Below are 25,725 nucleotides of genomic sequence, written 5' to 3' on the forward strand. Positions count from 1 at the left end.
AAATCGGGGCACTTCAGCAATGGTCTGAACGGGTCCGGGGAGAGCCGGCCGGATCAATGGGATCCGGCCGGCCAACCCGTCAGACCTCTTCGACGCTGCTCGGCTCGCGCCGGGACAGGTCGATACCGAGCTCCTCCGCCGCGCGGAAGACGTCCTCGTCCGTGTCGCGCATCTCGATGGACATGCCGTCCGAGGACAGCACCTCCACGTTGAGGCAGAGCGACTGCATTTCCTTGATGAGCACCTTGAAGGACTCGGGGATGCCGGGCTCGGGGATGTTCTCGCCCTTGACGATGGCCTCGTAGACCTTCACGCGGCCGGTCACGTCGTCGGACTTGATCGTCAGGAGCTCCTGGAGGGCGTATGCGGCGCCGTAAGCCTCAAGGGCCCACACCTCCATCTCACCGAATCGCTGACCACCGAACTGAGCCTTACCACCCAGCGGCTGCTGGGTGATCATGGAGTACGGACCCGTCGAACGAGCGTGCAGCTTGTCGTCGACGAGGTGGTGCAGCTTCAGGATGTACATGTAGCCGACCGAGACCGGCTCCGGGAACGGCTCGCCGGAGCGGCCGTCGTACAGGTTGGCCTTGCCGGAGGGCTGCACCAGGCGGTCGCCGTCGCGGTTCGGGATCGTGGCCTCGAAGAGACCGGAGATCTCGTCCTCGCGCGCACCGTCGAAGACGGGGGTGGCGACGTTGGTGCCGGGGGCGACCTGGTCGGCGCCGATGGCCTGCAGGCGCTTGGCCCACTCGTCACCGAGGCCGGAGACGTCCCAGCCGCGGCTGGCGAGCCAGCCGAGGTGGATCTCCAGGACCTGTCCCGGGTTCATTCGGGACGGGACACCCAGCGGGTTGAGGATGATGTCGACCGGGGTGCCGTCCTCCAGGAACGGCATGTCCTCGATCGGCAGGATCTTCGAGATGACGCCCTTGTTGCCGTGACGGCCGGCGAGCTTGTCACCGTCGGTGATCTTGCGCTTCTGCGCGACGTAGACGCGGACCAGCTGGTTCACGCCCGGCGGCAGCTCGTCGCCCTCTTCGCGGTCGAAGACGCGGACGCCGATGACCTTGCCGATCTCACCGTGCGGCACCTTCAGCGAGGTGTCGCGCACCTCGCGCGCCTTCTCACCGAAGATCGCGCGGAGCAGGCGCTCCTCGGGGGTCAGCTCGGTCTCACCCTTGGGCGTGACCTTGCCGACGAGGATGTCGCCGGCGACGACCTCGGCACCGATACGGATGATGCCGCGCTCGTCGAGGTCGGCGAGGACCTCCTCGGAGACGTTCGGGATGTCCCGGGTGATCTCCTCCGGGCCGAGCTTGGTGTCACGGGCGTCGACCTCGTGCTCCTCGATGTGGATCGAGGAGAGGACGTCGTCCTGCACGAGGCGCTGCGACAGGATGATCGCGTCCTCGTAGTTGTGACCCTCCCACGGCATGAACGCCACGAGCAGGTTCTTGCCGAGGGCCATCTCACCGTTCTCGGTGGCCGGACCGTCGGCGAGGACCTGGTCGGCGACGACCCGGTCGCCCTCGGAGACGACAACCTTCTGGTTGACCGAGGTGCCCTGGTTGGAGCGCATGAACTTGGCGATGCGGTACGTGGTGTACGTGCCGTCGTCGTTCGTGACCGTGATGTAGTCCGCGGAGACCTCCTGGACCACACCGTCCTTCTCGGCCTTGAGCACATCACCGGCGTCGGTGGCGCAGCGGTACTCCATGCCGGTGCCGACGAGCGGGGCCTCGGACTTGATCAGCGGCACCGCCTGCCGCATCATGTTCGCGCCCATGAGGGCACGGTTGGCGTCGTCGTGCTCCAGGAAGGGGATCATCGCGGTCGCGACGGACACCATCTGGCGCGGCGAGACGTCCATGTAGTCGACGTCCGTGCCGGGCACGTAGTCGACCTCGCCGCCACGGCGGCGGACCAGCACGCGGGACTCGGCGAACCGGAGATCGTCGGTCAGCGGCGCGTTGGCCTGCGCGATGACGAAGCGGTCCTCCTCGTCGGCGGTCAGGTAGTCGACCTCGTCGGTGACCTGGTCGTCGACGACCTTGCGGTAGGGCGTCTCGATGAAGCCGAAGGCGTTGATCCGGCCGTAGGAGGCGAGCGAGCCGATCAGACCGATGTTCGGGCCTTCGGGCGTCTCGATCGGGCACATGCGGCCGTAGTGCGACGGGTGCACGTCACGGACTTCGAAGCCGGCCCGCTCACGGGAGAGACCACCCGGGCCCAGCGCGTTGAGACGACGCTTGTGCGTCAGGCCGGACAGCGGGTTGTTCTGGTCCATGAACTGGGACAGCTGGCTGGTGCCGAAGAACTCCTTGATGGAGGCGACGACCGGCCGGATGTTGATCAGGGTCTGCGGCGTGATCGCCTCGACGTCCTGGGTGGTCATGCGCTCGCGCACGACGCGCTCCATACGGGCGAGACCCGTACGGACCTGGTTCTGGATCAGCTCGCCGACGTTACGGATACGACGGTTGCCGAAGTGGTCGATGTCATCGGTCTCGACCATGATCGAGCGGCCGGACTCGCCGACCGTCTCGGTCTCACCGGCGTGCAGCTTGACCAGGTACTTGATCGTCGCGATGACGTCGTCGCTGGTGAGCACACCGGCGTCGAGCGGCTCGTCGGCGCCGAGCTTCTTGTTCACCTTGTAGCGGCCGACCTTCGCGAGGTCGTAGCGCTTCGGGTTGAAGTAGAGGTTCTCCAGCAGCGTCTGAGCGGCCTCACGGGTGGGCGGCTCGCCCGGGCGCAGCTTGCGGTAGATGTCGAGCAGCGCGTCGTCCTGGCCCTGGGTGTGGTCCTTCTCCAGGGTGGCGCGCATGGACTCGTACTCGCCGAACTCCTCCAGGATCTGCTCGGTCGTCCAACCGAGAGCCTTCAGGAGAACGGTGACGGACTGCTTGCGCTTGCGGTCGATGCGGACACCGACCATGTCGCGCTTGTCGATCTCCATCTCCAGCCAGGCACCCCGGGACGGGATGATCTTGGCGGAGAAGATGTCCTTGTCGGACGTCTTGTCGATGGAGGAGTCGAAGTAGACACCCGGCGAGCGGACCAGCTGCGACACGACGACACGCTCGGTGCCGTTGATGACGAAGGTGCCCTTGTTGGTCATGAGCGGGAAGTCGCCCATGAAGACCGTCTGGGACTTGATCTCGCCGGTCTCGTTGTTGGTGAACTCGGCGGTGACGAAGAGCGGGGCGGCGAACGTGAAGTCGCGCTCCTTGCACTCGTCGATCGAGTTCTTCGGGGGCTCGAAGCGGTGGTCGCGGAAAGTCAGCGACATCGACCCGGAGAAGTCCTCGATCGGCGAGATCTCCTCGAAGATCTCTTCCAGGCCGGACTTGGTCGGGACGTTCTGTCCACTGTCCAGAGCAGCCTCGACGCGAGCCTTCCATGCGGCATTGCCGAGGAGCCAGTCAAAGCTCTCGGTCTGCAGCGCGAGGAGGTTCGGAACCTCGAGGGGCTCCTTGATCTTTGCAAAGGAGATGCGCAGCGGGGCGGTGCTGGCACCGTTGTTCGTATTCGCGGTCGAGGCGTTGCGCGAGGCGGCCAAGAGGGGGTCCTTCCGAGGGCTCGGACTCACTACGCGCGTACCGGTCCCAAGCCGGACACGGTGACAGTCAATTCCTGATTCGACCGAATAAGGCCAGGTCAGAGACGATCAGTCATCGGTGCTCAAGCGAGGGCATGCCCCTGGTGACGGGCAGGAGGCAGCTAACAGGCAGCGCAAAGGGTCAGTGTAGCCAAACGGCACACTGATGTCCAGTCGGGGTTCTCAGAGACCCACGTTGCTCTCAACAGCTGTTCTCAACCTCTATGGCTAGCCCTTGCGCGTGGTGCGCTCTTCTTTACTGCCCGCTTCGCCCACGATCCATGCCTCGGATTCGGATCGATGTGACGACGCGTCCTGAGAATTGCGCGCCGCGTGCGGTTCGTCAAGGCCCCCCTGCGGGGACAACGCCCCGAGGTCCGCACCCGACCGCCTCCCGGCGCCGGTCGGCCGCTCCGGAGAGGCAACGGCGAAGATCACCATACTCGTCGGCGCCGGAAGAGCAAGGCAGCCGCCTCGGGTACGCCGAAGGGCGACCACCCGGATGGGTGATCGCCCTTCGTGTGATGACGTCCGTGCCGTACGGCAGGAGGCGTCAGAAGGAGTCAGCAGACTCCCTGAGTCACTTGACCTCGACGGAAGCGCCGGCGGCCTTGAGGGACTCGGCAGCCTTCTCGGCGGCCTCCTTGGCGACCTTCTCGAGGACCGGCTTCGGGGTGCCGTCGACGAGGTCCTTGGCCTCCTTCAGGCCCAGCGAGGTCAGCTCACGCACGACCTTGATGACCTGGATCTTCTTCTCGCCGGCGCCGGTGAGGATGACGTCGAACTCGTCCTGCTCCTCGACGGCCTCAGCAGCGGCACCCGGGCCGGCCGGGCCGGCGACGGCGACGGCCGCGGCGGCGGTGACGTCGAACTTCTCCTCGAAGGCCTTCACGAACTCGGAGAGCTCGATGAGGGTCATCTCTTCGAACTGCGCGAGCAGGTCGTCCTGGGACAGCTTCGCCATGATGGCGTCCTTCCACTAATTCGGCAGGTGCCGGATGTACATGTAGGCGGGCGTACGTTCGGCCCGCTGCGACCGTCTCCCTAGTGGGCGACGATCATTGCGCGAGCCGAGTTACTCGGCACCGCCCTGCTCTTCGAGCTTGACGCGAAGCGCCTCCGCGGTGCGGACGAACTTCGACGGCAGCGCCTGGAAGAGCGAAGCAGCCTGAGACTGCTTGCCCTTGAAGGCACCGGCCAGCTTGCTGAGCAGAACCTCGCGGGACTCAAGGTCCGCAAGCTTCTTGATCTCATCGGCGGACAGCGCCTTACCGTCAAGGACACCGCCCTTGATGATCAGGTTCGGGTTCTCCTTGGCGAAGTCACGAAGACCCTTCGCCGACTCCACCGGGTCACCGGTGATGAAGGCAACCGCCGTCGGACCAGTGAACTGGTCGTCCAGCGAAGTGATCCCGGCCTCGTTGGCCGCAATCTTGGTCAGCGTGTTCTTCACCACGGCGTACTGGGCGTTCTCACCGAGCGAACGACGCAGCGTCTTGAGCTGCGCCACGGTGAGACCCCGGTACTCGGTCAGCACAGCGGCGTTCGAGCTGCGGAACTGGTCCGCGAGCTCGGCTACCGCGGCAGCCTTGTCGGGCCTTGCCATGAGCGTCGGCCTCCTTCCGGGTGATGAGGACCGCTCAGAAGGGGCCGGGAAAGACGAAACGCCCCGGCGCAGGCGCCAGGGCGTAGCTCGACCGAACGAATCCGGGAGCTTTCCACAGTCACCTGCGCAGGTCGCCCGTACTCTACGGATCCTTCGGTCACTGTCCCCTCTTGCGAGAGCACAGCAACGACCAGCGGTCTTTGGCTTCTGTAGGAGAGTACGCGACCGGGGTCGCGCCGAGCAAATCCGTCCCGCTCAGTGCGGCGGGAGAGGGTCAGGACGCGCCCGCACCCGCCCCCTGCTGCTGCTTCAGGAGCTCGGCGAAGTCGACCGTGTCCGCGGCCGGCGGCTGCTCGACCGAGACCTTCGTCCCGTAGTCGCTGTAGAACACCGTGGAGTTGAGCTCGCCGGTCTTCATCTGGCCGCGCTCGGTCTTCTTGACCAGCAGGTCGTTGTCGTCGACCCAGATGTCGACCGTCTCCGTGGTGATGCCGGCGTCGCTCAGCTGCTTCTTCAGCTGCTCCACCTGGTCGGCGTCGAGCTCGGAGTTCTTCGCGGTCAGAGCGGCGACGTCGACCGTGCCGGAGTAGTGCGTGGCGGAGACGCCCCGTACGTCCTCCTTGCCGACCTTCTTGACGTCACCGGAGGCCAGCAGCGACTTCACACCCTGGTCGGGGGTGGTGTTCTGCATCTGCTGCTTCATCGCCTCGCCGGAGGCACCCGCCATCTTGGCGAGGTCGGCGTAGCTGTAGTTGATCCAGTGCTTGCCGCCGGTCTGCTTCGCGAAGCCGTCGCCCATGTTGACGACATAGCCGTCCTTGAAGTAGCGGGCCTGCATCGTGCCGGTGCCGCCGGTCTGCTTCATGGCGTCCGCCATGCTGCCGCCGGTGTACGTGATCTCCATGGTGCCGGTGAGACCGTCGGTCCAGTCGATGGCACCGGTCTGCTCCATGGACATGGTGGTGCCCATCTGAGTGGTGCCCTCGACCTTCGCGGAATTCTCCCCGCCGGTCTTCTTCTGCACGTCGAGCAGCGCGGCTATCGGGTCGGCCTTGACGACGCCGCTGCCCTGCTTGTCGCTCTTGCCGCTGTCCGATCCGCTGCAGGCCGCGACCGACGTCAGCGCCGCTGCCGCCGCCACCGACAGACACACGCGTCGCACGGTACTGGTCCTCATGTCAGCTTCCACCCCTCGTTCGGCTCTCTCGGGGCCTCACGCTAACGCACGGGTCCGACAGAGCCTCCGGCAATACGGATACAAGGACGGGCCCCGCACCTCGAAAGGTTGCGGGGCCCGTCAATGTCACACGTGACGCGGCTTGCTGCCGAGCGCTGGGGCTCAGACGGCGGCCGGGTCCTCCTCGACGAGGAGGTTACGGGTGCGGTTGGCGTCCAGCGGGATGCCGGGGCCCATCGTGGTGGCCAGCGTGGCCTTCTTGATGTAGCGGCCCTTGGCGGCGGACGGCTTCAGACGGAGGATCTCCTCCAGCGCCGCCGCGTAGTTCTCCACCAGCTTGGTGTCGTCGAACGACGTCTTGCCGATGATGAAGTGCAGGTTCGAGTGCTTGTCGACGCGGAACTCGATCTTGCCGCCCTTGATGTCGTTGACAGCCTTCACGACGTCGGGGGTGACGGTGCCGGTCTTCGGGTTCGGCATCAGACCACGCGGACCGAGCACGCGGCCGAGGCGGCCGACCTTGCCCATGAGGTCCGGGGTGGCGACGACGGCGTCGAAGTCCAGACGGCCCTTCGCCACCTCGTCGATGAGCTCGTCGGCGCCGACGATGTCGGCTCCAGCGGCTTCCGCGGCCGCAGCACGGTCACCGGTCGCGAAGACCAGGACCCGGGCGGTCTTGCCGGTGCCGTGCGGGAGGTTCACGGTGCCACGGACCATCTGGTCGGCCTTGCGAGGGTCAACACCCAGGGCAAACGCGACCTCGACGGTGCTGTCGAACTTCGTGGAGGCGGTGTCCTTGGCGATACGGACGGCCTCGAGCGGGGCGTAGTTGCGCGCCCGGTCGATCTTCGCGTCCGCAGCGCGGAGGTTCTTGCTGCGCTTCACTTCTACTCCTGTGGTTTCAGAGTGTGGAGTCGTGGTGCGGACCAGCGCTTGGTCCTACCACTGAGGGGGTGGGGCTGAATCAGCCTTCGACCGTGATGCCCATGGAACGGGCGGTGCCGGCGATGATCTTCGACGCGGCGTCGAGGTCATTGGCGTTCAGGTCGGGGAGCTTCGTCGTGGCGATCTCGCGGACCTGGGCGGCCGTCAGCTTGGCAACCTTGGTCTTGTGCGGCTCGCCGGAGCCCTTGTCCACACCCGCGGCCTTGAGGATCAGCTTGGCGGCCGGCGGAGTCTTGGTCACGAAGGTGAAGGAACGGTCTTCGTAGACCGTGATCTCCACCGGCACGACCATGCCACGCTGCGACTCGGTCGCGGCGTTGTAGGCCTTGCAGAACTCCATGATGTTGACGCCGTGCTGGCCGAGCGCGGGGCCGACCGGCGGGGCCGGGTTGGCCGCACCGGCGTTGATCTGGAGCTTGATAAGCCCCGTGACCTTCTTCTTCTTGGGAGGCATTGCTCTCTCCGGGTCCTAGTGAGAGTGTTTCGCCGCCTTCCGGTCATCCGGATGGAGGCATACCGCACAACGATAACGGGTATAGCTGCGCGACCAAAAACCGAGCAGGTCAGACGGGCTTTGCAGCCGGTCTGACCTGCTCGGTAGGCATGTGCCCAGAGACTGGCGGAAAACCGCTAGTTCTTCTGGATCTGGTCGAAGCTGAGCTCGACCGGGGTCTCGCGGCCGAAGATCTCGACGAGACCCTTGACCTTCTTCGAGTCGGCGTTGATCTCGTTGATCGTCGCCTGCAGCGTCGCGAACGGGCCGTCGGTGACGGTGACCGAGTCGCCGACCTCGAAGTCGAGCACCTGAACCTCGACCTTGCGGGCCGGAGCCGGCTTGCCCTCAGCCTCGGCGGCCTCGCGGGCGGCCTTCTCCTCGGCCTCCGGGGCGAGCATCTTGACGATCTCGTCCAGGGTCAGCGGGTACGGGTCGTAGGCGTTGCCCACGAAGCCGGTGACGCCGGGGGTGTTGCGGACGACGCCCCAGGACTCGTTCGTCAGATCCATGCGCACCAGGACGTAGCCCGGGAGCTTGTTCTGGCGGACGTTCTTGCGCTCGCCGTTCTTGATCTGGACGATCTCTTCCTCGGGCACTTCGGCCTGGTAGATGAAGTCCTCGACGTTGAGCGAGACGGCGCGCTGCTCCAGGTTGGCCTTCACACGCTTCTCGTAACCGGCGTACGTGTGGATGACGTACCACTCGCCGGGAAGGCCGCGCAGCTCGTCGCGCAGGGCGGTGACGGCGTCGACGGGCTCGGCCGGCTCGGCCTCTTCCTCGTCGTCCTCGTCGCTCTCGGATTCGGCGTCGGCCTCCGCGGCCTCTTCCTCTTCCACGTCCTCGGCGTGCAGGGCGGCCTGCTCGGCGGGCTCACCCGCGGCGGCGTCGGCAGCTTCGGCCTGGTCCGGCTCCTCGGCGTCCGCCGCCTCGACGATGTCGAGCTCGTCCTCGGCGGACTCGAAGGCGCCCGCCGTCGGCTCGACGGCGTCGTTCAGGTTCGGGTCAGACACGGTGGCTGCTTCTTCCTGGATACAAATGGGTGGAACATGCGAAAGGGGCGCCCATGAGGCGCCCTCCGCGGGATCAGCCGAAGACGTACTTGATGACCCGCTGGAATCCGAAGTCAATCACGGTAACGAGACCGATCATGACGACGACGAAGACAATCACCACAGTGGTGTAAGTCGTCAGCTGACTACGAGTCGGCCAGACGACCTTGCGCAACTCGGCGACGATCTGGCGGTAGAACAGCGCGAGGCGACCCAGAGGGCCCTTCTTTCCGCGCTTGCCGCCCTTCCGGGTCTTCTTCTTCGACTCGGGTACTTCATCCTCGGCATCAGGCATGTCGATGGAGCCCACGGCGTCCGTCACGCTTCTCACCTGATTCCGGGTCGTGGCCGTGCCGCGCCCGGTGGAGCCGCACGGCGGTGCATAGAAGTACGTACATGCGCACACATCCTGGCGAAGGAGTGTGTAGCAGGGCCGGAGGGACTTGAACCCCCAACCGCTGGTTTTGGAGACCAGTGCTCTACCAATTGAGCTACGACCCTTTGTGGTTTCCACCAACCTACCGCATCTCCCCGGATGCCCCGGGTGCAGGAACAGTGCGGCTGGTGAAGGCCAACGACAGGTGAGTGTACGTGTTCAGCGGCCCGGCGTCGAACAGATAGCTCCCGACCGCTCCTGGTCGCATGTTGTCCGCATGCTGTCCGAGTCGTGTCCGGTCCCTGAAACCGCTGTGCCGACAGGGATCACGGTCTGGAACCATGGGGGCCATGAGCGCTGCAACTTCCCCCTCCGAGCGCCGGGTCTCCGCCCGCATCGGTGCGATCTCCGAGTCCGCCACCCTCGCCGTGGACGCCAAGGCCAAGGCCCTCAAGGCCGCCGGCCGTCCGGTGATCGGCTTCGGTGCCGGTGAGCCCGACTTCCCGACCCCCGGCTACATCGTCGACGCCGCGGTCGAGGCCTGCCGCAACCCGAAGTACCACCGCTACACCCCGGCAGGAGGGCTCCCGGAGCTCAAGGCCGCCATCGCGGAGAAGACGCTGCGCGACTCCGGCTACGAGGTCGACGCCTCGCAGATCCTGGTGACCAACGGCGGGAAGCAGGCCATCTACGAGGCGTTCGCCGCGATCCTCGACCCGGGCGACGAGGTCATCGTCCCCGCCCCGTACTGGACCACCTACCCCGAGTCGATCCGGCTGGCCGGCGGTGTCCCGGTGGAGGTCGTGGCCGACGAGACCACCGGCTACCGGGTCTCCGTCGAGCAGCTGGAGGCGGCGCGCACCGAGCGCACCAAGGTCGTCCTGTTCGTCTCGCCCTCGAACCCGACCGGCGCCGTGTACAGCGAGGCGGACGCCGAGGCGATCGGCCACTGGGCCGTCGAGCACGGCCTGTGGGTGCTGACCGACGAGATCTACGAGCACCTGATCTACGGGGACGCGAAGTTCACCTCGCTGCCCGCGATCGTGCCCGAGCTGCGTGACAAGTGCATCGTGGTCAACGGCGTCGCCAAGACGTACGCGATGACCGGCTGGCGGGTGGGCTGGATCGTCGGCCCGAAGGACGTCGTCAAGGCCGCGACCAACCTCCAGTCGCACGCCACGTCCAACGTCTCCAACGTGGCCCAGGTCGCCGCGCTGGCCGCCGTATCCGGGAGCCTGGACGCGGTCGCCGAGATGCGTACCGCCTTCGACCGGCGCCGGCGGACCATCGTGCGGATGCTCAACGAGATCGACGGGGTGCTGTGCCCGGAGCCCGAGGGCGCGTTCTACGCGTACCCCTCGGTGAAGGAGCTGCTCGGCAAGGAGATCCGCGGCAGGCGCCCGGCCACCTCGGTCGAGCTGGCGGCGCTGATCCTGGACGAGGCCGAGGTCGCGGTCGTACCGGGCGAGGCCTTCGGTACGCCGGGCTATCTGCGCCTCTCGTACGCGCTGGGCGACGACGACCTCGTCGAGGGCGTCTCGCGGCTCCAGAAGCTGCTGGGCGAGGCCAAGGCCTAGTACGTCCCGCGTTCCCGCACGAGCGACCCCCCGGCCCCGGCCGGGGGTCGCTCGTGCGTTCGGGGGTCAACTCGATGGGGAAAGCGGCTACCGCTCGACCCCGGGTGTGCGGCAGGATCTTGGAATGGAGCGTGATGTACGGCTGTTGCCCAAGGCCCACCTGCACCTGCATTTCACCGGGTCGATGCGGCCGACGACCCTGCTCGAACTCGCCGACAAGTACGGCGTGCACCTGCCCGATGCCCTGACCGGCGGCGAGCCGCCGAAGCTGCGGGCCACGGACGAGCGCGGATGGTTCCGCTTCCAGCGGCTCTACGACATCGCCCGGTCCTGTCTCCGGTCCCCCGAGGACATTCAGCGGCTGGTGCGCGAGACGGCCCAGGAGGACGTCGCGGACGGCTCGGGCTGGCTGGAGATCCAGGTCGACCCCACCTCGTACGCGCCGCTGCTCGGCGGGCTGATCCCGGCGATCGAGATCATCCTGGACGCGGTGGACAGCGCCTCGCGCGGGACGGGGCTGCCGATCCGGGTGGTGATCGCGGCGAACCGGATGAAGCATCCGCTGGACGCCCGGACGCTCGCCCGGCTCGCGGTGCGGTACGCGGACCGGGGCGTGGTCGGATTCGGGCTCTCCAACGACGAGCGCCGCGGGATGGCCCGGGACTTCGACCGGGCCTTCGCCATCGCCCGCGAGGGCGGCCTGCTGGCGGCGCCGCACGGCGGTGAGCTGTCCGGCCCCTCCAGCGTCCGGGACTGCCTGGACGACCTCGACGCGGCCCGGATCGGGCACGGCGTACGCGCCGCCGAGGACCCCCGGCTGCTGCGCACGCTGGCCGAGCGCCAGGTGACCTGCGAGGTCTGCCCGGCGTCGAACGTGGCGCTGGGCGTCTACGAGAAGCCGGCCGACGTACCCCTGCGCAAACTGTTCGAGGCCGGGGTGCCGATGGCCCTGGGCGCGGACGATCCGCTGCTCTTCGGTTCCCGGCTGGCCGCGCAGTACGACCTGGTGCGGCGCCACCACGCGTTCACGGACGAGGAGCTGGCGGAACTGGCCCGGCAGTCGGTCCGGGGCTCCGCCGCACCGGCTCCGGTGCGGGCGCAGCTCCTGGCGGGCGTCGACGACTGGCTGGCGAAGCCCGCGGGGTAGATCTCCGGTTACGCGCCGACGCCGCGCATCAGCGTGCTCGCCAGGGACGCGGCGAACTCGTCGAGGGGCTGCGGCGGTTCTCCGCCCGCCGCGGCCTCGTAGGCGAAGGCGCGTTGCGCGCAGGCTCCCAGCAGCAGCGACGCGGCCGCGTAGGTGTCCGCGTCGGCGCGGACCCGGCCGGCCGCCTGTTCGGAGCGCAGATAGGCGTCCAGGCCCCTGATGGGCATGTGCGGGCCGGTGCCGAGCTCCCGCATCGCCTCGTTGTGGCGTTCCTTGAGCCTGGGCTCGGCGTACAGCGAGGCGGCGATCGGGAAGCTCTGCTCGTAGAAGAGCGCGGCCTGGCGGGCGATCTCGGTGAGGTTCTGCTCGACGGTCCGCTCCCCCGCCCCGGGTGACACGACAAGCCGTTTCAGCAGCGGGTTGAGCCTGGGAAGCCGTTCCTTGAGCACGGTCACGAACAGCTCCTCCTTGCTCGCGAAGTGCTTGTAGAGCGCGGCCTCCGAGCAGCCCGCGGCTCTGGCGATCTCCTTGGTGGTGGCGCGGGCCAGGCCGATGGTGAGCATCAGCTGATGGGCGGCGTCGATGATGCGGACGCGGGCCGGCTTCTGCTCCATGCGTACTCCAACGAGGCTTGACGACGTGGTGAGTATCCACTCACTCTAGGGGTGAGTGAATACTTACCCACCCTGGGAGGGTGCGCAATGAGGATCACGGTGTTCGGCGCCACGGGCGGCGTCGGTCAGGAGATCGTCCGCCAGGCGCTGACGGCGGGCCACGAGGTCACGGCGGTGGTCCGCGACCCGGCGCGGCTGCCCGTCCCGCTCTCCGAGGTTCAGGTCCACGCCGCGGCGCGCTTGGACGACCCGGAGGCGCTGCGCGAGGCGGTCGCGGGCCGGGACGCGGTGCTCTCCGCGCTCGGCTCGCGCGGCCGGAGGGCGGGCGGGATCGCCGAGCGGCTCACCGGCTCGGTGCTGGCGGCGATGGAGGCGGAGGGGATACGGCGGCTGCTGGTGGTCAGCGCGGCCCCGGTCGGCCCCCGGCCGGCCGACGACCCGCCGGTGGACCGGCTGGTCCGCAAGGTGGTCGGGACGATCCTCAAGGAGGTCTACGCGGACCTGACGCTGATGGAGGCCGCGCTGGCCCGGAGCGCGACGGACTGGACGTCCGTACGGCCGCCGAAGCTCACCGACGGGCCGCTGACGGGGAAGTACCGGACGGCCGTCGGCGGCACCGTGCGCAGCGGCCGGACCATCTCGCGGGCCGATGTGGCGCACGCGATGCTGGCGCTGATCGACGACCCGGCGTCGGTGAAGCAGGGGGTGGGCGTGGCGTACTGAGCGGGACGGGGCCGCCCCACCCCGCCCTGCCCTGCCCTGCCCTGCCTACAGGCTCACGCCGACCGTCACCGGTTCGTTGACGAGCGTGACGCCGAAGGCATCGCGGACTCCGGCGACGACCTCGCGGGCGAGCGCGAGGAGGTCCTCGGTGGCCGCCTCGCCGCGATTGGTGAGGGCGAGCGTGTGCTTGGTGGAGATACGGGCCGGTCCGGTGCCGTATCCCTTGGTGAAACCGGCCTTGTCGATGAGCCAGGCCGCGGAGGTCTTGACGCGCCCCCCGTCCGCGGGGAAGGCGGGGGGCGTCGTCCCCGGGCCGAGCCGGTCCGCTGCGCGGGCGAAGAACGCCTCGTACTCCGCCTCCGTCAGGATCGGGTTGGTGAAGAAGGAGCCGGCCGACCAGGTGTCGTGGTCCTCGGGGTCCAGCACCATGCCCTTGCCGGCGCGGAGCCCGAGCACCGTCTCGCGGGCGGCCGCCGCGGGCACCCGCTCGCCCTGTTCGACGCCCATGGCGCGGGCCGTCTCGGCGTACTTCAGCGGCGCGGAGAGACCGCCCGCGTCCTCCAGCTCGAAGCGGACCCGCAGCACCACGAAACGGTCGGGTTCGGCCTTGAAACGACTGTGCCGGTACGAGAACGCACACTCGGCGTTCGCAATGGTCACCGTTTCCTCGGTGCGCCGGTCGTAGGCGACGACCTCCGTGATGGTGGAGGAGACCTCCTGGCCGTACGCGCCGACGTTCTGGATCGGGGTCGCGCCCGCGGAGCCCGGGATCCCGGCCAGGCACTCGATGCCCGCGAGACCGGCTTCGACGGTACGGGCCACGGCGTCCGTCCAGATCTCACCGGCGGCGAGCTCCAGTGTCGTGCCGTCCAGCGCGAAGCCCTCGGTCGCGATGCGCAGGGCGGTGCCGTCGAAGCCCTTGTCGCCGATGACCAGGTTGCTGCCGCCGCCGATGACGAGGAGCGGGGTGCCGCTCCCGTCCGCCTCGCGCACGGCTTCGATCACCTCGGCGTCGGTCGTCGCCGTGAGGAGGCGGGTGGCGGGGCCGCCCAGCCGGAAGGTGGTCAGGGGGGCGAGGGGGGCGTCATGGAGTTCCTGCACGGGGACAAGGGTACGGTCCGTGCCCCCACCGCTCGGGCGGGGCACGGACCGCACGCGCGGGACCTGCGGCTCAGGCGGCGGCGCGGACGAGCTTCTCGGCCGCCGCGGGCTCCTGTGCCTGGGCGCTGCGGCGGCCCGGGATCAGCAGGGCGGCGAGGGCGGCCAGCGCCACCGCGCCGGAGCCGATCCACACCGCCGGAACGGTCCCGTCCGTGAAGGACTGCGCGGATTCGAAGCCGCCCTGCGAGGAGAAGACCGTGGCGAGCACGGCGATCCCGAGGGCTCCGCCGACCTCGCGCAGGGCGTTGTTGGCACCGGAGGCGATGCCCTGTTCCGCGGGGCGGACGCTGGACATCACGAGGCTGGCGGCGGGTGCGAAGTAGAGGGCCATGCCGACGCCGCCGACGATCAGACCGGGCAGCTGCGAGGTGTACGAGGCGTCGGGGCCGATGACCATCGCGAAGAGCGCGAGGCCGGCCGACTGGAGCACGAGACCGGCCACGACCACCGGGCGCCCGCCGAACCGGTCGGAGAGCATCCCCGCGACGGGTGCGACCAGCATCGGCATTCCGGTCCAGGGCAGCATCCGCAGGCCCGCCTCGGTGGGCGAGTAGCCCAGCACGCCCTGGAGGTACTGGCTGAGCAGGAAGATCGACCCGAACATGCCCAGGAACATCAGCATGCTCGCCATGTTGATCCCGAAGAACGCGCGGTCCCGGAAGAGCCGCATGGGCAGCATGGGGCGCTTCGCGCGAAACCCGTGGCGTACGAAGCCGGCGGTGAGCGCCCCGCCCACGATCAGCGCGATGAGGACGGTGGGGCTGGTCCAGCCTTCGGAGTTGGCGTTGACCAGCCCGTAGACGATGCCGAAGAGCCCGCCGCTGACCAGAAGTGTGCCGGGTATGTCGAGCCGTGCGTCCGGGGCGTACGACTCGGTCAGGCGCAGCCGGGCCAGCGGCAGCAGGGCCAGGCCGACCGGGACGTTCAGCCAGAAGATCCACTGCCAGGACAGGTGCTCGGTGAGGCTGCCGCCGATCAGGGGCCCACTGGCCACGGCCAGGCCGGTGACGGCGCTGAAGATGCCGAGCGCGGCACCCCGGCGGGCGGGCGGCACGGCGGCGGTGAGCAGGGTGAGCGTCAGTGGCATCATGACCGCCGCGCCGACGCCCTGGACCGCCCGGAAGGCGATCAGTTCGTTGATCCCGGACGAGAGGGCGGCCGCGGCGGAGGCGCCGGTGAAGACGGTGAGCCCGGCGAGGAAGAGCCGGCGGCGGCCGAACCTGTCGCCGAGGGCCGCTCCGAGCATCAGCAGGACGGCGAAGGTGAGGGTGTAGGCGTTCACCGTCCACTCCAGCTCGGCCAGCTCGCCGCCGAGGCTCTCGCGGATGGAGGGCAGGGCGGTGGTGACGACGAGGTTGTCGAGGGCCGCCATGAATCCGGCGACGCTGGTGATGACAAGGGCCCAGACCGCTCTCGAACGGCCTGCTGTGTGCTGGTTCACTGCTCCCCCTGGGGGTTAGTTATCAATGACTAACTTCTCTGGGCAGAAAACCGGGCGGAACCCGGGTCGCGCCGTTCAGGCGGTCGGCCTGGCCTCGTCGTAGACCCCCGACCAGACCCGGTGCCCGGCCGGGAAGCCGAGCGAGGCCAACGTGTTGATGAGCATGCCGAACGCCCAGAACGTCGCCGTTGCCTTGTCGTCGGCACCCAGGGCGAGATGGGTCTCGTCCCACATCTCCAGCCAGGCGGCACGCACCGCGTCACCCACCTCACGGTCCCCCGAGGCATCGGCACTCGCGACGGCCGCGTAGGCATGCATCTGCAACTGGAGCTTGTCGGGGTCCTCGACGATGAGCCGCTGATACGCGGCGGCCATCGCCCTCACCGCCGCTTCGCCCTCAAGCCCCTCGGCAGCCTCGGCGAAGACCTTGCGGGTCTCCGTGAGACATCGTTCGACGGCCGCGAGGAAGATGGCCTGCTTACCGGGGAAGAGCCGGAACAGGTACGGCTGCGAGACACCCACGCGCTTGGCGATCGCCTCGGTGGAGGTGGCGCTGTACCCGCCGCGAGCGAACTCGGTGATCGCCGCACGGATGACACTCTCTCGCCGCTCTTCCGCACTCATCCTTGCCATGCCGACAAGTTAGTACTCAATCACTAACTTGGTCAAGCGGCCTGCGTCCACCCGGCATGCGTAAGGGGCACCGCCCATTGGACGGTGCCCCTTACGCCATGCTCGACGGCCTCAGCCGAGCCGCACCACGGCACGGGACATGCCCAGCACCTTCTTGCCCTCGTTCATGGCTGTCAGGTCCACCCGCACCTGCTTGTCGTCCAGCAGGGCGGCCACCTTGGCGCTGACCTCGATCAGCGCGCCGTCCTCGTCGTTCGGCACGACGACCGGCTTGGTGAACCGCACCCCGTACTCGACGACCGCACCCGGGTCACCGGCCCAGTCCGTGACCACGCGGATCGCCTCGGCCATGGTGAACATGCCGTGCGCGATCACGTCCGGCAGGCCGACCTCGCGGGCGAACTTCTCGTTCCAGTGGATCGGATTGAAGTCGCCGGAAGCGCCCGCGTACTGCACCAGCGTCGCCCGGGTCACCTTGAAGGACTGCGCCGGCAGCTCCGTACCGACCTCGACCGACTCGTATGCGACCTTCGCCGTCATCACGCCTCCTCGGCGGCGCGCGCCACCAGCTTCGTCCACGCGGTCACGACGTGCTCACCGGACTCGTCGTGGACCTCGCCACGAACGTCCAGGATGTCGTTGCCCGCCAGGGACTTGATGGCCTCGATCGTCGAGGTGACCGTCAGCCGGTCCCCCGCCCGCACGGGACGCACATAGGCGAACTTCTGGTCGCCGTGCACCACCCGGCTGTAGTCCAGACCCAGCTGCGGGTCGTGGATCACCTGCCCGGCCGCCTTGAACGTGATGGAGAAGACGAACGTCGGCGGCGCGATCACATCGCTGTGGCCGAGCGCCTTGGCGGCCTCGGGGTCGACGTACGCCGGATTCGGGTCGCCCACCGCCTCGGCGAACTCGCGGATCTTCTCCCGGCCGACCTCGTACGGCGGGGTGGGCGGATAGGTCCGCCCCACGAAGGACTGGTCGAGCGCCATGGGCTCGCTACCTCCTGATGAAAGATGAACAGGCCGAAGAAATGATGAACAGGCCGAAGGACAGCCTTCATACAACGACACGAGGCCGCCCCCAATGGGGACGGCCTCGTGTACGAGCCTGTTTCAGCGCGTTTCGCGGTGCGCAGTGTGCGAGTTGCAGCGCGGGCAGTGCTTCTTCATCTCAAGACGGTCCGGGTTGTTACGCCGGTTCTTCTTGGTGATGTAGTTCCGCTCCTTGCACTCCACGCAGGCCAGCGTGATCTTCGGGCGGACGTCGGTGGCAGCCACGTGAGTGCTCCTTGGACGGACGGATGGACGGATGAACGCAAAAAAGAGTAGCCGATCGAAGGACCGACCCCACAATCGGCTACCGTAAGTAGCGGTGACCGGACTTGAACCGGTGACACAGCGATTATGAGCCGCTTGCTCTACCGACTGAGCTACACCGCTTTGATGAATGAGTCCCCCCGCCGAAGCGGGGTTTCCCGATCACCAGAGCCCCAATGCGGAATCGAACCGCAGACCTTCTCCTTACCATGGAGACGCTCTACCGACTGAGCTATTGGGGCGAGCGATGACGACATTACACGGTCCCTCGCCGATCGCCCAAATCCGTTTCGGGCCCCCATCCGGAGCCCTTGATCGACGCCCCGCCGATCCCTTGATCGAGAGCCCCCAGGACCGCCCACCGGCCGCCTGAGCAGCGCCTCGGTCGCCCCGTGGAGCACCACCGGCACGGTCGTGCACACCCGCCCCACGCGTCCCCGGGGCCACGCCGGTACGACTATTCCGCTCCTCCTCGAACCGGGCCGAACACGCCCCTAGGCTCGACTCACTCTGCGTGATCTTGTCCCCATTCCCAGGAGCGCGATGCCCGACAGCCAGCCGTGGCAGCCGGACGACCAGGCCGCCGACGCGGCCGGTGCGACCGGCAGCCCGGACACCGCCGCCCCGGCCGGCCTGGTGCTCTGCGGCGCCCGTCTCACCGACGGCCGCGTCGTGGACGTACGGCTCGGCGGCGGCCGCATCGAGGCCGTCGGCACGGCGGGCAGTCTGGCCGCACCCGGTCCGCGGCTGGACCTGCGCGGCTATCTGCTGCTCCCCGCCCCCGCCGAACCCCACGCCCACAGCGACACCGCGCTCACCGCCGACGGCGCGGGCCCCGGCGCCCCGGGCCCGGCGTCGCACCGCCCGGAGGACATCCGGCGCCGCGCCACCGAGGCCGCCCTGCTCCAGCTCGGCCACGGCGCCACCGCGCTGCGCTCGCACGTGCGGATCGGGGACGTCCAGGGCCTCGCCCCGCTCGAAGCCGTGCTGCAGGCGCGCCGTTCGCTGCGCGGACTGGCCGACCTGACCGCGGTCGCGGTCCCCCGGCTGCTCACCGGCGTCGCGGGCGCGGGCAACCTGGCCATGCTGCGCGACGCGGTGAAGATGGGGGCCGACGCGGTCGGCGGCTGCCCGGACCTCGATCCGGACCCGGCGGGGTACGCGGAGGCCGTGCTGGAGGTCGCCGCCGAGCAGGGCTGCCCCGTCGACCTGCACACGGACAGCGACGACCCGGCCCAGCTCGGCCGGCTGGCCGCCATGGCCGGAGGGCTGCGGCCCGGCGTCTGTCTCGGCCCGTGCGCGGGCCTCTCCCGGCTCCCCCCGCGGGCCGCGGCCCGCGCCGCCGACCAGCTGGCCGCGGCCGGGGTGACGGTGATCTGCCTCCCTCAGGGCGGCTGCTGCGGCGTGGAGGGCTGGGGCACCGCTCCCGTACGGCTGCTGCGGGCGGCCGGGGTGCGGGTCGCGGCGGGCAGCGGGGCGCTGCGGGACCTCGCGAACCCCGTGGGCCGCGGTGATCCGCTGGAGGCCGCCTACCTGCTGGCCGCGCAGCACGGGCTGCCGGCCGCGGAGGCGTACGAGGCGGTGTCCTCGGCCGCCAGGACGGCGATGGGGCTGCCCGGGGTCAGGGTCGAGGCGGGCTACCCCGCCGAACTGCTCGCGGTGCGCGGGGAGCAGCTGTCCGGGGTGCTCTCGCTCGCCTACAGCCGGGTCGTGGTGCATCGCGGCCGGGTGGTGGCGCGGACGAGCTCGGTACGCGAGTACTGCGACTCCGAGACCGTCGTCGCCCTCGATCTGCCGCGCCAGGGGAGAACGGATTCCGGTTCCTGCGGCGGGCCCTGAGCGCGGCGGCCCGCCGCGGCGTACGGTCGTGACCATGCGCATTGTCATCGCAGGTGGACATGGTCAGATCGCGCTGCGGTTGGAGCGGCTGCTCACCGCGCGCGGGCACGAGGCCGTAGGCGTCATCCGCAATCCGGACCAGGGCAAGGACCTCCGGGACGCGGGTGCCGAGCCGGTGGTCCTGGATCTCGAATCCTCCTCCGCGCAGGAGGTGGCCGAGGCGCTGCGCGGCGCCGACGCGGTGGTCTTCGCGGCCGGCGCCGGCCCGGACAGCGGCGCGGAACGCAAGGAGACGGTGGATCGCGGGGCGGCGGTGCTGTTCGCCGACGCCGCCGAACTGGCGGGCGTGCGGCGCTATGTCGTGGTCTCGTCGATGGGCGCCGACCCCGACCACCCGGGCGACGAGGTCTTCGACGCGTATCTGCGGGCCAAGGGGGCGGCGGACGCGTACGTGCGCTCCAGGACCGGGCTCGACTGGACGATCCTGCGCCCCGGCATGCTGACGAACGACGCGGGCACGGGGACGGTCCTGCTGACCGCGTCGACCGGCCGCGGTCCGGTGCCGCGCGACGACGTGGCGGCGGCGCTGCTGGAACTGCTGGAGACGCCGGCGACGGCGGGGCTGACGCTGGAACTCATCTCCGGGAACGTGCCGGTGTCGGTGGCGGTGAAGGACATCGCGGGCAACTGACGACCGGGCGGGCCGCCGTACGCGGATGCCGCGTACGGCCCCGAGCGGGCACGGCGGGCGGGTCTGCGCGGGTGCCTCAGACGGGCCCTGCGCGGTTGCCGAGGGCGGCCGTACGCGGGTGCTCCGGGTCAGTCGCGCGGTGCCGGGCGGACGGTGATGCCGTTGCGCTCCAGCAGCGCGGCGGTCACACCGTCGCCCTCGCGGAGCTCGCCGGTGAACGTACCGTCATAGACCGTTCCGCGCCCGCAGGAAGGGCTGCGCGCCATCAGCAGCGCCTCGGTGCATCCGGTCCGGCGCGCGGCCGCCAGCGCCCGCTCCGCGCCGTCCAGGAACTCGTCCGTCACGTCGTGCCCGGTGTCGTCGACGACCCGGGCCCGGCCGTCCAGCACGTCGTGGCCGTCGCCGCCGACGATCTCGGCGGGGCGGCGCGGGGTGGGCAGTCCGGCGGAGACCTCGGGGCAGAAGGCCACGGGGCGGCGGTCGCCGATGGCCGCGGTCACCGAGCCGGAGGCCTTGCCACGGCCGTCGAAACGGCAGGGCACGCCCTGCAGGCAGGCGCTGACCAGTACGGATTCCATGTCCACGGCCCCTCGCAGCAGAGAACAAAGAAGGCCCCTGTCCTGAGACAGGGGCCTTGCCATGTGGCGGCGCCAGGGTTCGAACCTGGGTAGGCTGAGCCGGCAGATTTACAGTCTGCTCCCTTTGGCCACTCGGGCACACCGCCAGGGATTGCTGCCTTCGAGAACCGCTTTTCGGCGGCGCTCCGTGGCAACGACGTAAACGATACCCGATGCCCAGGGGTGGTTCGCCACCGGATTGATCAGCGGCCCGATCGGGTGCGGGTGGCTAGGCTTTGATCGGCGTCGCGGGGCCGTCAGGCCCGTTGCCGCCCTTATGCACCGCGTTCCCGAACCCCCGATACAAGGAGCCACACGTCATGGCCGACTCCAGTTTCGACATCGTCTCGAAGGTCGAGCGGCAGGAGGTCGACAACGCCCTCAACCAGGCCGCCAAGGAAATCTCGCAGCGTTACGACTTCAAGGGCACCGGCGCCTCGATCTCCTGGTCCGGCGAGAAGATCCTCATGGAGGCGAACGGCGAGGAGCGGGTCAAGGCGATCCTCGACATCTTCCAGTCCAAGCTGATCAAGCGGGGCATCTCGCTGAAGTCGCTGGACGCGGGCGAGCCGCAGCTGTCCGGCAAGGAGTACAAGATCTTCGCCACGATCGAGGAGGGCATCTCCCAGGAGAACGCCAAGAAGGTGGCGAAGATCATTCGCGACGAGGGCCCGAAGGGCGTCAAGGCGCAGGTCCAGGGCGACGAGCTGCGGGTCAGCTCGAAGAGCCGGGACGATCTGCAGGCCGTACAGGCGCTGCTGAAGGGCCAGGACTTCGACTTCGCCGTGCAGTTCGTGAACTACCGGTAGGTCCAGCCCTTCGCCGGAGTGCGGAGCGGGACACACCGCTCCGCACCCGGGGTGCGGTGTCCGAAAACCGCCGGTCATGGCGGAGCGGGGCACGCAGACTTGTCCATGTCGGGCGACGATCCGGTCGAATCCCGGCATGAAGTGCAGGAAAGGGACGAGTCATGACCATGTACGCAACGGTCGACAGCCCGCTGGGTGAGCTGCTGCTGGTCGGCGAGGAGACCACCGGCGGGGTGGCGCTCGCCTCGCTCTCGCTGCCCGGCCAGAAGGGCGCCGCGGTCGTCCAGGACGGGTGGGTCCGCGCACCGGAGGCGTTCGCGGGGATCGCCGCTCAGCTGCGGGAGTACTTCGCGGGCCGGCTGACCCGCTTCGACATCGAGTACGCGGACGGCGTGGGCACCGACTTCCAGCGCCGGGTGTGGTCCGCCCTGGACACCGTCCCCTACGGGGAGACCGTGTCGTACGGGCAGATCGCCGAACGCGTCGGCAGCGCCGGGGCGGGCGTACGGGCCGTGGGTACGGCGATCGGGCGCAATCCGCTGCTGGTCGTGCGGCCGTGCCATCGGGTGATCGGCTCGGACGGGGCGCTGCGGGGTTACGCGGGCGGCCTGGAGCGCAAGGAGCGGCTGCTGCGGCTGGAAGGCGCCCCGGCGGTGAGCTGAGATGTCCGGACTCTTCCCGAGGCCCCGTGCCGTCGTCGCGCCGGGGGCCGTGCATGTGCCCGAGTGGCTGTCACCGGAGCGGCAGCGGGAGTTGGTGGCGACCTGCCGGGAGTGGGCGCGCGGGCCGGTGCCGCTGCGGCACACGGTCCTGCCGGGCGGCGGGGTGATGTCCGTACAGACGGTCTGTGTGGGGTGGCACTGGCAGCCGTACCGGTATTCACGCACGGCCGACGACGTGAACGGGGCGCGGGTGGCCGAATTCCCCGACTGGCTGGCCGAATTGGGCCGCGAGGCGCTGGTGGCGGCGTACGGGGACGAGAGTCCGGTACGGACGTACGCGCCGGACACCGCGCTCGTCAACTTCTACGACGGGGCGGCGCGCATGGGCATGCACCAGGACAAGGAGGAGCAGTCCGGTGCTCCGGTGGTGTCGCTCAGCATCGGCGACACCTGTGTCTTCCGCTTCGGGAACACGGAGAACCGTGGAAGGCCCTACACGGATGTGGAGTTGGCCTCCGGCGATCTGTTCGTCTTCGGCGGGCCGTCGCGTTTCGCGTTCCACGGCGTGCCGAAGGTCTGCCCCGGTACCGCCGATCCCGCGACGGGGATGAGCCGTGGCCGGCTCAATCTGACCCTGCGCGAGACCGGGTTGGGCACCTTCGGTACGGACGGGCGTCAGTGGCGTTCGCGGGAGTTCCCGAACAGCAGTCGGTAGGCGATCAGCAGGACCAGTGAACCGCCGATGGCGGCGACCCAAGTGGCCATGTCGAAGAAGTCGTTGGATATGGGGCGGTCGAGGAAGCGCGACGATATCCAGCCACCGAGAAAGGCGCCGACAATCCCGATGAGGGTGGTGCCGACCAGGCCGCCCGGGTCGCGGCCCGGCAGCAGGACCTTGGCGATGACTCCGGCCACCAGCCCGAGAATGATCCATCCGATAATGCTCATGCGTGCGAACCTACCCGTCACTCGTTCTTGGAATCCAAGACGCCCGCGCCGGTCGGGCGGTTGCTCGCGGGGCCTGTGAACGGGCTGTGCGTCCGGACGCGCGGGCCGGCTTGCGGGGCGGACTCGTGCAGGGCTTCGAGCAACTGCCCGGGGCCGTTCCTGCGTTCATGGTTGATGACGGCACTGGCGGTGGGGCGGAGTCGAAGGGGGGCGTTACTCCTGTCCGTGACCAGGGCTGATACTGACCAAGCAGGGCGATGACGGGCAACACCCGGAAGGCGAGTGACCATGAAGCTCATACAGCTGATCCTGAACATCCTGTGGGTGGTGTTCTGCGGATTCTGGATGGCCCTCGGCTACCTCCTCGCCGCGATCATCTGCTTCGTGCTGATCGTGACGATTCCGTTCGGCATCGCTTCCCTCAGAATCGCCGGTTACGTGCTGTGGCCGTTCGGGCGCACGACCGTGGAGCGGCCCGACGCGGGGGCGCCGTCCTGCGTCGGCAATGTGATCTGGCTCGTCTTCGCCGGGTGGTGGCTGGCGCTGGGGCACCTGATCACCAGCATCCCGCTGTTCGTGTCGATCATCGGGATCCCCTTCGGCTGGGCGAACCTGAAGATGATCCCGATCTCGCTCATGCCGCTGGGCCGCGAGATCGTCCCGAGCGACGAGGCCTTCGGAGCCCGCTGAGGGACACCGGCCCCCGCACCTGAGGCCCCAGGAGCGGGGGCCTCAGGTGCGGGGGCCGGCCATCTGCTCCAGCCGGGCGATGCGCTCCGCCATCGGCGGATGCGTGGAGAACAGCTTGGACATGCCCTGGCCGGGGCGGAACGGATTCGCGATCATCATGTGGCTCGCGGTCTCGATCCTCGGCTCCGGGGGCAGCGGCAGCTGTTTCGTTCCTGCGTCGAGCTTGCGCAGGGCACTGGCCAGGGCCAGTGGGTCGCCGGTCAGCTGGGCGCCGGAGGCGTCCGCCTCGTACTCGCGGGAGCGGCTGACGGCCAGCTGGATGACGGAGGCCGCGATCGGGCCGAGGATCATGATCATCAGCATCCCGAAAATCCCGGGCCCGTCGTCGTCGTTGGACCGGCCCACCGGGATCAGCCAGGCGAAGTTGACCAGGAACATGACGACGGAGGCGAGCGCCCCGGCGACGGACGAGATCAGGATGTCCCGGTTGTAGACATGGCTCAGCTCGTGTCCCAGGACGCCGCGCAGCTCCCGCTCGTCCAGGATCTGCAGGATGCCCTCCGTGCAGCAGACCGCGGCGTTGCGCGGATTGCGTCCGGTGGCGAAGGCGTTGGGGGCCTGTGTCGGGGAGATGTAGAGCCGTGGCATGGGCTGGCGGGCGGCGGTGGAGAGCTCGCGGACCATGCGGTAGAGCTGTGGCGCCTCGAATTCGCTGACGGGGCGGGCCCGCATGGCCCGGAGCGCCAGCTTGTCGCTGTTCCAGTACGCGTAGGCGTTGGTGCCGATGGCCACGAGGAGCGCGACGATCAGGCCTGTACGTCCGAAGAAGCTTCCGATGACGATGATGAGTGCGGACAGGCCCCCGAGGAGTACGGCGGTTCTCAGCCCGTTGTGCCGGCGGTGCACGGTACGCCCTCCAAGTGGTGCGGCAGGGGAACCCTTTGCTTGGTGGTCTCCACTCCCCCAGTGGAGCCTCCCGTACCGGTCAACGCCAGGCGGGAGGAGCTAGTTCCCTTGTGCGCACCACCGCAGGGCCGGACCTGTCCGGCGCTTGTGGCCGGATCAGGCTCTGGGCCGTACGGGTCAGTGGCCGTACGTGTGCCGGTCGGCCCCGGCTCTGCTCAGCGCTGGGCGGGGAGCCCGGCGACTTCGAGGGCCGTGGGGTCCGGCTTGATCTCGCTGGTGCAGTGGGCGCAGCGGGAGGCGATGGCCGGGATCTCGGTGTAGCAGCGGGGGCAGTCGCGCGTGGCGGCCTTGATGTCGAGCTTCTCCGCCTTGACGAAGCGGGCCTGGACCTTCGCCATGGGCACGACGACGCAGAAGTAGAGAACGGCGGCGGTGATCAGGAAGGCGATGGCGGCGGCGAGGAACTTCCCGTACGGGAAGATGGTGCCCTCGACCGAGAACTCCGCCGAGCTGAAGTCACCGACGGAACCGGTGGCGAGGCCGATCAGCGGGGTGATGAAGGCCGTGCTGAATCCGGTGACGACCGCGGTGAACGCCGCTCCGACGGCCAGACCGATGGCCATGGAGATGACGTTTCCGCGCAGGATGAAGTCCTTGAACCCGTTCAGCACCGCTCTTGCTCCTCTGTAATGCGT

The 25,725-nt window shown here is 68.9% G+C and carries 28 protein-coding genes and 4 tRNA genes; 9 read left to right on the forward strand and 23 right to left on the reverse strand.

From position 1 onward, the window contains the following. Window positions 1–79: 79 nt before the first annotated feature. The 9 genes from rpoB to ABZ622_RS01840 all read right to left on the reverse strand — a co-directional run bounded on the left by rpoB (window position 80) and on the right by ABZ622_RS01840 (window position 9,378). Window positions 80–3,565 (reverse strand): DNA-directed RNA polymerase subunit beta, encoded by a 3,486-nt coding sequence (gene rpoB / locus ABZ622_RS01800; protein ID WP_360539320.1) that lies wholly within the window; start codon window positions 3,563–3,565, stop codon window positions 80–82. Between the two features lie 619 nt (window positions 3,566–4,184). After that, window positions 4,185–4,568, reverse strand: a complete 384-nt coding sequence (rplL, locus tag ABZ622_RS01805; RefSeq protein WP_116511090.1) for a 50S ribosomal protein L7/L12 — start codon at window positions 4,566–4,568, stop codon at window positions 4,185–4,187. Between the two features lie 111 nt (window positions 4,569–4,679). Continuing rightward, window positions 4,680–5,210 carry a 50S ribosomal protein L10 gene (rplJ, locus tag ABZ622_RS01810; protein ID WP_093540771.1) on the reverse strand — a complete coding sequence of 177 codons (531 nt, stop codon included), beginning with the start codon at window positions 5,208–5,210 and terminating at the stop codon, window positions 4,680–4,682. 274 nt (window positions 5,211–5,484) lie between these two features. Continuing rightward, window positions 5,485–6,387, reverse strand: a complete 903-nt coding sequence (locus ABZ622_RS01815) for a hypothetical protein (protein WP_360539322.1) — start codon at window positions 6,385–6,387, stop codon at window positions 5,485–5,487. A 162-nt stretch (window positions 6,388–6,549) separates the two neighbouring features. Continuing rightward, the gene (gene rplA, locus ABZ622_RS01820; RefSeq protein ID WP_266913369.1) at window positions 6,550–7,272 is read right to left on the reverse strand and encodes a 50S ribosomal protein L1; all 723 of its coding nucleotides are present in this window, start codon (window positions 7,270–7,272) and stop codon (window positions 6,550–6,552) included. A 79-nt stretch (window positions 7,273–7,351) separates the two neighbouring features. After that, window positions 7,352–7,786: a 50S ribosomal protein L11 gene (gene rplK, locus ABZ622_RS01825; protein WP_003967000.1), complete on the reverse strand. Its 435-nt coding sequence runs from the start codon at window positions 7,784–7,786 to the stop codon at window positions 7,352–7,354. Window positions 7,787–7,962: 176 nt separating this feature from the next. Beyond that, a complete protein-coding gene (nusG, locus tag ABZ622_RS01830; protein WP_360539325.1) occupies window positions 7,963–8,838 on the reverse strand; it encodes a transcription termination/antitermination protein NusG in 876 nt (291 codons plus the stop codon). Between the two features lie 73 nt (window positions 8,839–8,911). Beyond that, window positions 8,912–9,199, reverse strand: coding sequence for a preprotein translocase subunit SecE (gene secE / locus ABZ622_RS01835; protein ID WP_093540775.1), 288 nt, complete (start codon window positions 9,197–9,199; stop codon window positions 8,912–8,914). A gap of 106 nt (window positions 9,200–9,305) precedes the next feature. Next, window positions 9,306–9,378 (reverse strand) — tRNA-Trp (locus tag ABZ622_RS01840). 225 nt (window positions 9,379–9,603) lie between these two features. On the opposite strand from ABZ622_RS01840, the gene ABZ622_RS01845 reads away from it, so the two are divergent. Together ABZ622_RS01845 and ABZ622_RS01850 are read left to right on the forward strand one after the other, a co-directional pair. Then, window positions 9,604–10,830 carry a pyridoxal phosphate-dependent aminotransferase gene (locus ABZ622_RS01845; protein WP_360539327.1) on the forward strand — a complete coding sequence of 409 codons (1,227 nt, stop codon included), beginning with the start codon at window positions 9,604–9,606 and terminating at the stop codon, window positions 10,828–10,830. Window positions 10,831–10,954: 124 nt separating this feature from the next. Beyond that, window positions 10,955–11,977 (forward strand): adenosine deaminase, encoded by a 1,023-nt coding sequence (locus ABZ622_RS01850; RefSeq protein ID WP_266913377.1) that lies wholly within the window; start codon window positions 10,955–10,957, stop codon window positions 11,975–11,977. Between the two features lie 8 nt (window positions 11,978–11,985). Here ABZ622_RS01850 and ABZ622_RS01855 read toward each other — a convergent pair whose 3' ends face one another. Beyond that, window positions 11,986–12,591 carry a TetR/AcrR family transcriptional regulator gene (locus tag ABZ622_RS01855; RefSeq protein ID WP_124716954.1) on the reverse strand — a complete coding sequence of 202 codons (606 nt, stop codon included), beginning with the start codon at window positions 12,589–12,591 and terminating at the stop codon, window positions 11,986–11,988. 87 nt (window positions 12,592–12,678) lie between these two features. Between ABZ622_RS01855 and ABZ622_RS01860 the strand changes: the two genes are divergently transcribed. Beyond that, entirely contained in the window at window positions 12,679–13,314 is a 636-nt protein-coding gene (locus ABZ622_RS01860) for an NAD(P)-binding oxidoreductase (protein WP_360539329.1), read from the forward strand. Between the two features lie 45 nt (window positions 13,315–13,359). Here the strand turns inward: ABZ622_RS01860 and ABZ622_RS01865 are convergent, their stop codons facing one another. From ABZ622_RS01865 to ABZ622_RS01900, 8 genes are all read right to left on the reverse strand, one after another. Continuing rightward, complete coding sequence (locus ABZ622_RS01865) at window positions 13,360–14,415, reverse strand: UDP-N-acetylmuramate dehydrogenase (protein WP_360539331.1); 1,056 nt, start codon at window positions 14,413–14,415, stop codon at window positions 13,360–13,362. A gap of 70 nt (window positions 14,416–14,485) precedes the next feature. Continuing rightward, on the reverse strand, window positions 14,486–15,916 hold the full coding sequence (locus tag ABZ622_RS01870; protein ID WP_360539333.1) for an MFS transporter: 1,431 nt from the start codon (window positions 15,914–15,916) through the stop codon (window positions 14,486–14,488). A gap of 75 nt (window positions 15,917–15,991) precedes the next feature. Next, window positions 15,992–16,540 carry a TetR/AcrR family transcriptional regulator gene (locus tag ABZ622_RS01875; protein WP_360540232.1) on the reverse strand — a complete coding sequence of 183 codons (549 nt, stop codon included), beginning with the start codon at window positions 16,538–16,540 and terminating at the stop codon, window positions 15,992–15,994. Between the two features lie 120 nt (window positions 16,541–16,660). Next, a complete protein-coding gene (locus tag ABZ622_RS01880) occupies window positions 16,661–17,089 on the reverse strand; it encodes a MaoC family dehydratase (protein ID WP_360539335.1) in 429 nt (142 codons plus the stop codon). Beyond that, complete coding sequence (locus ABZ622_RS01885; protein ID WP_124716960.1) at window positions 17,089–17,541, reverse strand: MaoC family dehydratase N-terminal domain-containing protein; 453 nt, start codon at window positions 17,539–17,541, stop codon at window positions 17,089–17,091. The genes ABZ622_RS01880 and ABZ622_RS01885 overlap by 1 nt, the downstream gene beginning before the upstream one ends. A 123-nt stretch (window positions 17,542–17,664) precedes the next feature. Continuing rightward, entirely contained in the window at window positions 17,665–17,829 is a 165-nt protein-coding gene (gene rpmG / locus ABZ622_RS01890; RefSeq protein WP_003956487.1) for a 50S ribosomal protein L33, read from the reverse strand. A gap of 89 nt (window positions 17,830–17,918) precedes the next feature. Next, window positions 17,919–17,991: transfer RNA gene (locus ABZ622_RS01895), tRNA-Met, on the reverse strand. A gap of 46 nt (window positions 17,992–18,037) precedes the next feature. Beyond that, a tRNA-Thr gene (locus ABZ622_RS01900) sits at window positions 18,038–18,110 on the reverse strand. A 301-nt stretch (window positions 18,111–18,411) separates the two neighbouring features. Here ABZ622_RS01900 and ABZ622_RS01905 point away from each other — a divergent pair. Together ABZ622_RS01905 and ABZ622_RS01910 are read left to right on the forward strand one after the other, a co-directional pair. Next, the gene (locus ABZ622_RS01905; RefSeq protein ID WP_360539337.1) at window positions 18,412–19,707 is read left to right on the forward strand and encodes an amidohydrolase family protein; all 1,296 of its coding nucleotides are present in this window, start codon (window positions 18,412–18,414) and stop codon (window positions 19,705–19,707) included. Window positions 19,708–19,741: 34 nt separating this feature from the next. After that, a complete protein-coding gene (locus ABZ622_RS01910) occupies window positions 19,742–20,398 on the forward strand; it encodes an SDR family oxidoreductase (RefSeq protein WP_360539339.1) in 657 nt (218 codons plus the stop codon). A 128-nt stretch (window positions 20,399–20,526) separates the two neighbouring features. On the opposite strand, the gene ABZ622_RS01915 is transcribed toward ABZ622_RS01910, so the two are convergent. Then, a complete protein-coding gene (locus ABZ622_RS01915) occupies window positions 20,527–20,976 on the reverse strand; it encodes a DUF523 domain-containing protein (protein ID WP_360539341.1) in 450 nt (149 codons plus the stop codon). 64 nt (window positions 20,977–21,040) lie between these two features. Further along, window positions 21,041–21,122 (reverse strand) — tRNA-Tyr (locus ABZ622_RS01920). 213 nt (window positions 21,123–21,335) lie between these two features. On the opposite strand from ABZ622_RS01920, the gene ABZ622_RS01925 reads away from it, so the two are divergent. From ABZ622_RS01925 to ABZ622_RS01935, 3 genes are all read left to right on the forward strand, one after another. Next, the gene (locus ABZ622_RS01925; RefSeq protein WP_030926258.1) at window positions 21,336–21,824 is read left to right on the forward strand and encodes a YajQ family cyclic di-GMP-binding protein; all 489 of its coding nucleotides are present in this window, start codon (window positions 21,336–21,338) and stop codon (window positions 21,822–21,824) included. 161 nt (window positions 21,825–21,985) lie between these two features. Beyond that, the gene (locus ABZ622_RS01930; protein WP_360539344.1) at window positions 21,986–22,486 is read left to right on the forward strand and encodes a methylated-DNA--[protein]-cysteine S-methyltransferase; all 501 of its coding nucleotides are present in this window, start codon (window positions 21,986–21,988) and stop codon (window positions 22,484–22,486) included. Between the two features lies 1 nt (window position 22,487). Then, the gene (locus ABZ622_RS01935; protein WP_360539346.1) at window positions 22,488–23,201 is read left to right on the forward strand and encodes an alpha-ketoglutarate-dependent dioxygenase AlkB; all 714 of its coding nucleotides are present in this window, start codon (window positions 22,488–22,490) and stop codon (window positions 23,199–23,201) included. Here the strand turns inward: ABZ622_RS01935 and ABZ622_RS01940 are convergent. After that, window positions 23,162–23,434 (reverse strand): GlsB/YeaQ/YmgE family stress response membrane protein, encoded by a 273-nt coding sequence (locus ABZ622_RS01940; protein ID WP_124716966.1) that lies wholly within the window; start codon window positions 23,432–23,434, stop codon window positions 23,162–23,164. The genes ABZ622_RS01935 and ABZ622_RS01940 overlap by 40 nt on opposite strands. Window positions 23,435–23,722: 288 nt before the next feature. On the opposite strand from ABZ622_RS01940, the gene ABZ622_RS01945 reads away from it, so the two are divergent. Further along, window positions 23,723–24,124, forward strand: coding sequence for a YccF domain-containing protein (locus ABZ622_RS01945; protein WP_266621377.1), 402 nt, complete (start codon window positions 23,723–23,725; stop codon window positions 24,122–24,124). 42 nt (window positions 24,125–24,166) lie between these two features. On the opposite strand, the gene htpX is transcribed toward ABZ622_RS01945, so the two are convergent. Together htpX and ABZ622_RS01955 are read right to left on the reverse strand one after the other, a co-directional pair. Beyond that, window positions 24,167–25,030, reverse strand: coding sequence for a zinc metalloprotease HtpX (gene htpX, locus ABZ622_RS01950; RefSeq protein WP_360539349.1), 864 nt, complete (start codon window positions 25,028–25,030; stop codon window positions 24,167–24,169). 215 nt (window positions 25,031–25,245) lie between these two features. Further along, a complete protein-coding gene (locus tag ABZ622_RS01955; RefSeq protein ID WP_360539351.1) occupies window positions 25,246–25,701 on the reverse strand; it encodes an MscL family protein in 456 nt (151 codons plus the stop codon). Window positions 25,702–25,725: the final 24 nt, after the last annotated feature.

The sequence above is a fragment of the Streptomyces sp. NPDC007164 genome (assembly GCF_040634135.1).
GTDB lineage: Bacteria > Actinomycetota > Actinomycetes > Streptomycetales > Streptomycetaceae > Streptomyces > Streptomyces sanglieri.